This window comes from Streptomyces cinereospinus (assembly GCF_042430725.1).
GTDB lineage: Bacteria > Actinomycetota > Actinomycetes > Streptomycetales > Streptomycetaceae > Streptomyces > Streptomyces cinereospinus.
This window is the reverse complement of sequence record NZ_JBHMCY010000032.1, coordinates 33,442-41,900: the sequence shown is the minus strand read 5'-3', so window position 1 is coordinate 41,900 and position 8,459 is coordinate 33,442. Positions and strand designations below refer to the sequence as shown.

At 70.5% G+C, this 8,459-nt stretch carries 6 protein-coding genes; 1 reads left to right on the top strand and 5 read right to left on the bottom strand.

Annotation, left to right across the window (positions count from 1 at the left end; genetic code table 11):
- Positions 1–134: 134 nt before the first annotated feature.
- Complete coding sequence (locus ACFF45_RS18270) at positions 135–1,244, bottom strand: sugar ABC transporter substrate-binding protein (RefSeq protein WP_381347223.1); 1,110 nt, start codon at positions 1,242–1,244, stop codon at positions 135–137.
- A 295-nt stretch (positions 1,245–1,539) separates the two neighbouring features.
- Here ACFF45_RS18270 and ACFF45_RS18265 point away from each other — a divergent pair, with 295 nt between their 5' ends.
- A complete protein-coding gene (locus ACFF45_RS18265; protein ID WP_381347221.1) occupies positions 1,540–3,957 on the top strand; it encodes a PA14 domain-containing protein in 2,418 nt (805 codons plus the stop codon).
- Between the two features lie 179 nt (positions 3,958–4,136).
- On the opposite strand, the gene ACFF45_RS18260 is transcribed toward ACFF45_RS18265, so the two are convergent.
- The 4 genes from ACFF45_RS18260 to dnaK are packed head-to-tail and all read right to left on the bottom strand — an operon-like array spanning position 4,137 to position 8,292.
- Positions 4,137–4,589 (bottom strand): heat shock protein transcriptional repressor HspR, encoded by a 453-nt coding sequence (locus ACFF45_RS18260; RefSeq protein WP_381347285.1) that lies wholly within the window; start codon positions 4,587–4,589, stop codon positions 4,137–4,139.
- A gap of 8 nt (positions 4,590–4,597) precedes the next feature.
- Positions 4,598–5,773 (bottom strand): molecular chaperone DnaJ, encoded by a 1,176-nt coding sequence (gene dnaJ / locus ACFF45_RS18255; protein WP_381347220.1) that lies wholly within the window; start codon positions 5,771–5,773, stop codon positions 4,598–4,600.
- Between the two features lie 33 nt (positions 5,774–5,806).
- Positions 5,807–6,457 carry a nucleotide exchange factor GrpE gene (grpE, locus tag ACFF45_RS18250; protein WP_381347218.1) on the bottom strand — a complete coding sequence of 217 codons (651 nt, stop codon included), beginning with the start codon at positions 6,455–6,457 and terminating at the stop codon, positions 5,807–5,809.
- Positions 6,454–8,292 (bottom strand): molecular chaperone DnaK, encoded by a 1,839-nt coding sequence (gene dnaK, locus ACFF45_RS18245; protein WP_381347216.1) that lies wholly within the window; start codon positions 8,290–8,292, stop codon positions 6,454–6,456. The genes grpE and dnaK overlap by 4 nt, the downstream gene beginning before the upstream one ends.
- Positions 8,293–8,459 lie beyond the last annotated feature (167 nt).

Below are 8,459 nucleotides of genomic sequence, written 5' to 3'. Positions count from 1 at the left end.
ACCCGGAGGAAGGCCCGGGAAGGCCCAGGAAAGACCCCGAGGAAGGCCGGGAAGGCGGGAAGGCCCGGAGGACCCGAAAGAGGCCCGGATGAGACCGGGGGCGGCCGGAGGGCGCGTTCCGCACCGGCCGCCCGCTACGAGAGCCCGATCGCCGCGCAGGCTTCCTGGTACTCGGCGGTGCAGATCTCCGACACCTGGTAGATGCCGTCCCTGATCACCGTCTCCTCGATGTTCTCCCGGGTCAGCGCCACCACCGACACCAGCTGGGCCGGGATGCCCTTGTCGGTCGGGCTGTCCACCCGGTCCCGGGCGAGCGCGTCGAACTGGATGTCCCGGCCCTGCACCTTGGCCACGGCCATCTCGGCGGCGGCCTCGGCCTCCTGCGGATAGGACTTGTAGACGCTCATGTACTGCTGGCCGGCGACGATCCGCTGCACACCGGCCAGTTCCGCGTCCTGCCCGGTGATCGGCGGCAGTTCGGTCGCGCCGGCCGCCTGGAGGGCCTGGATGACGCCGCCCGCCATGCCGTCGTTGGCGGCGTAGACGGCGGCGATGTTGTCCTTGCCGATCTGCTCGATCGCCTGGGCCATGTTGGCCTCGGCGTTCTCCGGCTTCCAGTCCTTGGTGTCGAAGGACTGGGCGATCGTCACCTTGCCGTTCAGCTCGGACAGCGCGCCCTGCTTGAACTGCTTGGCGTTCGGGTCGGTGGGCGAGCCGTTCATCATGACGATCTTGTCGGAGCTGTCGATGCCGCTGCCCAGCGCCTCGACGAGGGAACGGCCCTGCACCTCGCCGACGAGTTCGTTGTCGAAGGAGATGTACGCGTCGATCGGGCCCTCGGCGAGCCGGTCGTAGGCGATGACCGGGATGTTCGCGTCCTTGGCCTTCTGCACCCCTTCGGCGACGCCGTGCGAGTCGACGGCGTCCAGCAGGATGACGTCGACCTGGTCGTCGACCATCTGCTGCAACTGGGCGGCCTGCTGGCCGGCGTCCGCCTCGGCGTTGGCGTACACGACCTTGCCGCGGTTCTGGGTGAGCGCGGCCACCCGCTCCTTGATGATCGGGTAGTCGAACTTCTCGTAGCGCGTGTTGGCCGTCTCCGGCAGCAGCAGGCCCACGGTGATGTCGTTGCCCTTGGTGGGACTCGCGTCACTGGTGTCGCTCGTCGCCCCCAGCGCGCCACAGCCTGCCAGTGACAGAGCCAACGACGAGGCGACCACGGATATGGCGAAACGACGACGCATGGAGGAGCCCACTTCTGCTGCTTTCCGGAGGTGGCCGCGGCATTGCGGCCCGGATGACTGAAAAGCCAACGCGTCGACGCCTCCCGGCGTCAAGGGAAACTACTTAACGAGATGGCAACATCACGTTCCGCTCAGGTCGTGAACACCCGGCGGAACAGCCGCCCGAACCCTTCACGAGCCCTCCACACAAGGGGAGTTGAGGCGCCCACACGGAAGCGTACAACCATTCCCTTTCACCACGAGTCGTGATCATGAGCTTTGGCCTCAGCCCGTCTCCATCCCGACAGAGGACCGAATGAACCCAGCCAGCCGCATCACGGCGGTGACCGCGACGGCCGCCGTGTTCGCCACGGCGGGCGGTCTGCTCGCCGCGGTCACGGCCCCCGCGTCCGCGGCGACGACCTGTACCTCCCCCGTGTTCAAGCGGCAGTTCTACGCGAACACCGGCTTCTCGGGCACGCCCCGCAGGACCGACTGCGACAGTACCGTCGCCGAGAGCTGGGGCACCGGCGCGCCCGCCACCGGGCTGCCCAGGGACGGGTTCGGCGTCCGCTGGAGCGTGACCCGCGACTTCGGTTCCGGCGGGCCGTTCACCTTCGCCGCCTCCGCCCAGGACGGGATCCGGGTGTACCTCGACGGTTCACTCAAGATCAACCTGTGGAAGAACGTGTCGGCGACCGTGACCAGGACGGTCAACCTCACGATCCCCAAGGGCCCGCACAGCCTGCGTGTCGACTTCGTCAACTGGACCGGCGGCGCGAACGTCAGGTTCGCCTACACCCCGCGCACCTCGGCGAGCGTCGACACGGTCCGGCCGCTCACCCCGACGGGCGCGGCCGTCTCCTACGACACCGTCACCCGCAAGGCCGTGGTCTCCTGGGCGAGGAACAAGGAGATGGACCTCGCCGGTTACCGCGTCTACCGCCGGCTGACGCCGAGCGGCGCCTGGACCCGGCTGGCCGCCACCACCGCCACCGCCCACACCGACGCGCCGCCCGCCACCGGGCAGGTCTTCGCCTACCAGGTCCGCGCCTACGACAAGGCGGGCAACGAGTCGGGCGGCACCGCGGAGAAGTCCGTCACCACCGTCGACCGGACACCGCCCGCGGCGCCCTTCGTCGAGCAGGACGTCTGCCCGGACGACGACAGGCTCGCGGCTCCGCAGCTCGTCACGACGTCGGAGAACGCGGCCGACATCGCGCTGTACCAGGCGCAGCGGCAGAACGCGGCCACGGGCGCCTGGACCCCGGTGTACGAGGGCACCAGGGGCGCGTTCTGCGACCCGGGACAGCCCGCCGACGGCTCCCGGGTCACCTACCGCGGCCGGGCCCGCGACGCGGCCGGCAACTGGTCGGCGTACTCCGCCGCCACCACGCTCGCCCTCTTCGACACGGTCCCGCCGGCCGTCCCCGCCGACCTCCGGATCGACTACGACGCCGGCGTCCCGCACCTGGTGTGGACCCCCGTGGCGGACGCCGCCACGTACCAGGTGCTCCAGCGCGACCCGGCCACCGGCGGATACGTGAACGCCCTCACCGGTGCCGCCACCACGGTGACCGACGTGGTGCCCCGGCAGCAGGTGGCGCTGGCGGACGAGTACCGGTACGCGGTCCGCGCGGTGGACGCCCTGGGCAACGCCTCCGCGCCCGCCGAGGTGCTGATGCGGATGGCGGACCGGCCCGAGGCGATCGCGCCGTACCGGCTCTACACCCGGTCGTCCTGGCAGAAGGGCGTGGAGCTGGCCTGGCGCAGCGCCGACCCGTGGGCCGCCGACGAGCGCCACCCGTCGACGTACCACATCGTCCGGACGGACCCCGCGACCGGGCAGAGCACGACCGTGGAGCAGTGCTCGCCGCCGCTCGGCGGCGAGGGGCCGCTGGAGCCGCCCCACAGCTACACGTACAGCACGGTGGACGCGCACGACCCCGGCTACGCGGCGGCCGCCCAGGTCGTCCACTCGCACTGCCTGGAGGGGACCGGCGCGTCCGAGACCGCGTACGAGTACCGGATCGTCGTGGTCGACCGGTACGGGCACCGCTCCCGGCCGAGCGAGCCGGTCACCGCCACCACCGACGACACCCGGCGCCCCGCCGCGGTCACCGACCTGACGGCCGAGGTCATCCCGATGGGCGTCCGCCTCACCTGGAACCCGCCGGCCGACGACGACGTCATCGGCTACCACGTCCGGCAGGGCAGCACCGACCCGGACACGGGGGAGACGGTGTGGACGGCGGGCTGTGTGACGGGCGACTCGCTGGCCGAGACCGAGATCCTCTGCCCGACGCTGCCGGACGGGCGCGAGCACGTCTACCGGGTGGCCGCCACCGACCGCGTGTACCTGGACGAGGGCCCGGAGACCTTGCAGTGGGCGGCGGTCTCCGTCGCCCTGCCCGACACCCGCCCGCCGGGCTGGACCGGCACCGACGTCCGCACGGACCAGTACCCGGAGCTCCACGTCCGCTGCGGCGAGACCATCTACGACCCGCCGTGCGAGGACTGGACCGACTACCGTTACGAGCGGTGGGACCCGGTCACCGCCGCATGGACCGCGCTCGCCACGGGCGCGGCCGGCGCCCCGGAGTCCCACCTGGACCGCACGGTGCACGAGGACCGGCTCGGGCTGTACTACTACCGGGCCGTCTACAGCGATCCGGCCGGCCGCGAGAAGGTCATGTGGGAGCGGGCGTACGGCATCTGGGACCCCTGGCTGTGACCCAGGTGACGTGAGACAGATGGCATGAGACAGGTGAGGGGCCCGGAGGATTCTCCGGGCCCCTCACCTGTGCGCGCTGACCGGTCCTCGGCCTTCTTCGCGGTCCTTGGCCTTACTAGTCCTTGGCCTTACTAGTCCTTGGCCTTACTAGTCCTTGGCCTTCCTAGTCCTTGGCCTTCCTAGTCCTTGGCCTTCTTCGGCCGCCACACCACCAGCGCGCTCGTCTGCTGCACCTCCTGGTACGGCACCAGGTCGCGCCGGTAGGAGGCGTGCACGGCGGCCTCGCGCTGCTGCATCGCCGCCGCCGCGCCGTCCAGCGCGGACTGGAGTTCGGCGACGCGGGACTGGAGCGCCGCGACCTGGTTCTCCAGTTCGATGATGCGTTTGATGCCGGCCAGGTTGATGCCCTCGTCCTGCGACAGCTGCTGCACCTGGCGGAGCAGCTCGATGTCGCGGGCCGAGTAGCGGCGGCCGCGGCCGGCCGTGCGGTCCGGAGACACCAGCCCCAGGCGGTCGTACTGGCGCAGGGTCTGCGGGTGCAGGCCGGACAGCTGGGCCGCCACCGAGATGACGTAGACCGGGGTCTCCTCGGTCAGCTCATACGGGTTGCGTCGACGGCCGTTGGTGTCCATGGCGTGACTCACGCTCCCTTCGCGGCCTGGAACAGCTCCGCCCGCGGGTCCTCCCCCGCGGTCGCCTCGCGATACGTCTCCAGCGCGTCACGAGCCTTCCCCGTGAGGTCCGTGGGGACACTCACCTCGACGGTGACCAGAAGGTCGCCACGGGTGCCGTCCTTGCGGACCGCGCCCTTGCCCCGGGCCCGCATCGTGCGGCCGTTCGGGGTGCCCGGCGGCAGCTTGAGGGTGACCGGGGGGCCGCCCAGGGTCGGCACCTTGACCTCGCCGCCGAGGGCCGCCTCGGCGAACGTCACCGGCACGACGACGACGAGGTTGTCCCCCTTGCGCCCGAAGACCGGATGCTCCTTGACGTGGACGACCACGTACAGGTCGCCCGCCGGGCCGCCCCGCTCGCCGGGCGCGCCCTTGCCGCGCAGCCGGATCCGCTGGCCGTCCGAGACCCCGGCCGGGATGCGCACCTGCATGGTCCGCGACGACTTGGCGCGGCCGCTGCCCTTGCAGACCTCGCAGGGGTTCTCCGCCAGCAGACCGCGGCCCTTGCAGTCCGGGCACGGGTCGGTGAGCGAGAAGCCGCCGCCGGAGCCGCGCGCCACCTGGCCGGTGCCGACGCAGGTCGGGCACACCCGCGGGGTGCCGTTGGCGTCGCCGGTGCCGGAGCAGGCCTTGCACGGCGCCTGCGAGGACATGCGCAGCGGGACGGTCGCGCCCTCGATCGCCTCGGTGAAGCTGAGGGTGACCTCGGACTCGATGTCCTGGCCGCGCCGCGGCTGGGTCCGGGTGCCGGTCGCGCCGCCCCGGTTGAACAGGCCCCCGAAGACGTCACCGAGTCCGCCGCCGAAGCCGCCGCCCGCGCCCCCGCCCTGGGCGCCCCCGAAGAGGTCGCCCAGGTCGAAGTTGAAGGTGCCGCCGCCGGCGCCGGGGCCCGGGCCGAAGCCGCCGTTGCCGAACAGCGCGCGGGCCTCGTCGTACTCCTTGCGCTTCTTGGGGTCGCCGAGGATGTCGTTCGCCTCGGAGATCTCCTTGAAGCGTTCCTCGGCCTTGACGTTGCCCTTGTTGGCGTCCGGGTGGAACTCGCGGGCGAGCTTGCGGTACGCCTTCTTGATCTCGGCCTCGGTGGCGTCCTTGGGGACGCCGAGGACCTTGTAGTAGTCCTTCTCGATGAAGTCCTTGGTGCTCATCCTCGACGTCCCTCCTTCCTCATCCGTTCAGCATCAGCCCTCGTCCGGGCCACCGTTCTCCTTGTCGTCGGCCTTCGGCTCGCCCTCCTCGGCGGGCTTCACGGTCTGCGCGCCCGGCTGGGGCTCGGCGACCGCCACCCGCGCGGGGCGGATGGTGCGCTCGCCGATGCGATACCCCGGCTGGAGGATCGCGACGCAGGTCGTCTCCGTGACGTCCGGCGCGTACGAGTGCATCAGGGCCTCGTGGATCGTCGGGTCGAAGGGCTCGCCCTCCTTGCCGAACTGCTGAAGGCCCATCTTGGCCGCCACGGTCTCCAGCGACTCGGCGACGGACTTGAAGCCGCCGACCAGCTCGCCGTGCTCCCGGGCCCGCCCGATGTCGTCGAGCACCGGAAGCAGCTCGGTCAGGAGGTTCGCGACGGCGATCTCCTTGACCGTGATCCGGTCCCGCTCCACCCGGCGGCGGTAGTTCTGGTACTCGGCCTGGAGCCGCTGGAGGTCCGCGGTGCGCTCGCTCAGCGCCGTGCGCACCTGGTCCAGCTGGGCCAGCAGACCGGCATCTGTGCTTGCGTCCCCGGCCGGGGCCGCCCCCTCCTCGGAGGCGGCCTTCGGCTCGGCGTCGTCGGGAGTGGCGCCGGAGGGGACGTCGGGCTTCTCCTCGAAGCCCGGGGTCTCCTCCGTCACGCGGCACCGTCCTTGCGCTCGTCGTCCACGATCTCGGCGTCGACCACGTCGTCGTCGGCCCTGGGCTGCTCGCCGGCGTCACCCGCGGCCGCCTGGGAGGCCTGGGCGTCGGCGTACAAGGCCTGGCCCAGCTTCTGGGAGACGGCGGCGACCTTCTCCGTGGCGGAGCGGATCTCGGCGGTGTCCTCGCCCTTGAGCTTCTCCTTCAGCTCGGTGAGGGCGGCCTCGACCTCGGTCTTGATCTCGCCGGGGACCTTGTCCTCGTTGTCCTTGAGGAACTTCTCGGTCTGGTAGACCAGCTGCTCGCCCTGGTTGCGGGTCTCGGCGGCCTCGCGGCGGCGGTGGTCCTCCTCCGCGTACTGCTCGGCCTCCTGGCGCATCCGGTCGACCTCGTCCTTCGGCAGCGAGGAGCCGCCGGTGACGGTCATCTTCTGCTCCTTGCCGGTGCCGAGGTCCTTCGCCGTGACGTGCATGATGCCGTTGGCGTCGATGTCGAAGGAGACCTCGATCTGCGGCACGCCGCGCGGCGCCGGGGGCAGACCGGTCAGCTCGAACATGCCGAGCTTCTTGTTGTAGGCCGCGATCTCGCGCTCGCCCTGGTAGACCTGGATCTGCACCGACGGCTGGTTGTCCTCGGCCGTGGTGAAGATCTCGGAGCGCTTCGTCGGGATCGTGGTGTTGCGCTCGATCAGCTTGGTCATGATGCCGCCCTTGGTCTCGATGCCGAGGGACAGCGGGGTGACGTCGAGCAGCAGGACGTCCTTGACCTCGCCCTTGAGGACACCGGCCTGGAGCGAGGCGCCGATGGCGACGACCTCGTCCGGGTTGACGCCCTTGTTGGCCTCCTTGCCGCCGGTCAGCTCCTTGACGAGCTCGGCGACGGCGGGCATACGGGTGGAGCCGCCGACGAGGACGACGTGGTCGATCTCGTTGATGGAGATGCCGGCGTCCTTGATGACGTTGTGGAACGGCGTCTTGCAGCGCTCCAGCAGGTCCGCGGTCAGCTGCTGGAACTGGGCGCGGGTGAGCTTCTCGTCCAGGTGCAGCGGGCCCTCGGCGGAGGCCGTGATGTACGGCAGGTTGATCGAGGTCTCGGTGGACGAGGACAGCTCGATCTTCGCCTTCTCGGCGGCCTCGCGCAGGCGCTGGAGCGCCATCTTGTCCTTGCTCAGGTCCACGCCGTGGCCGGACTGGAACTGCTTGACCAGGTAGTCGACGACACGCTGGTCCCAGTCGTCGCCACCGAGGTGGTTGTCACCGTTGGTGGCCTTGACCTCGACCACGCCGTCGCCGATCTCCAGCAGCGAGACGTCGAACGTACCGCCGCCGAGGTCGAAGACGAGGATGGTCTGGTCGTCCTTGTCCAGGCCGTAGGCCAGGGCGGCGGCGGTCGGCTCGTTCACGATCCGCAGCACGTTCAGGCCGGCGATCTCGCCGGCCTCCTTGGTGGCCTGGCGCTCGGCATCGTTGAAGTACGCCGGGACGGTGATGACCGCGTCGGCGACCTTCTCGCCCAGGTAGGCCTCGGCGTCCCGCTTCAGCTTCTGCAGCACGAAGGCGCTGATCTGCTGCGGGTTGAAGGGCTTGCCGTCGAGCTCGATCTTCCAGTCGGTGCCCATGTGGCGCTTGACCGACCGGATGGTCCTGTCGACGTTGGTCACGGCCTGGCGCTTGGCCACCTCACCGACCAGCACCTCGCCGTTCTTGGCGAAGGCGACGACGGACGGCGTGGTCCTGGCACCCTCGGCGTTGGTGATGACGGTGGGCTCGCCGCCCTCCAGAACGCTGACGACGGAGTTAGTCGTGCCCAGGTCGATGCCGACCGCACGTGCCATGGTTGGTTCCTCCAGCTGACTTGAGTGCAACAGGCTCAAGTGTGCACGACGGCCGGGCTCGGGTCAACAGACCTGAGTCATCCGGGCTCAAGTCTTGTCCGCTCCTTACGCGCAACCGCCTGCGGGGAGGGCCGACGGCGGCGTGGCCTCATGGGGCACACTCTGGC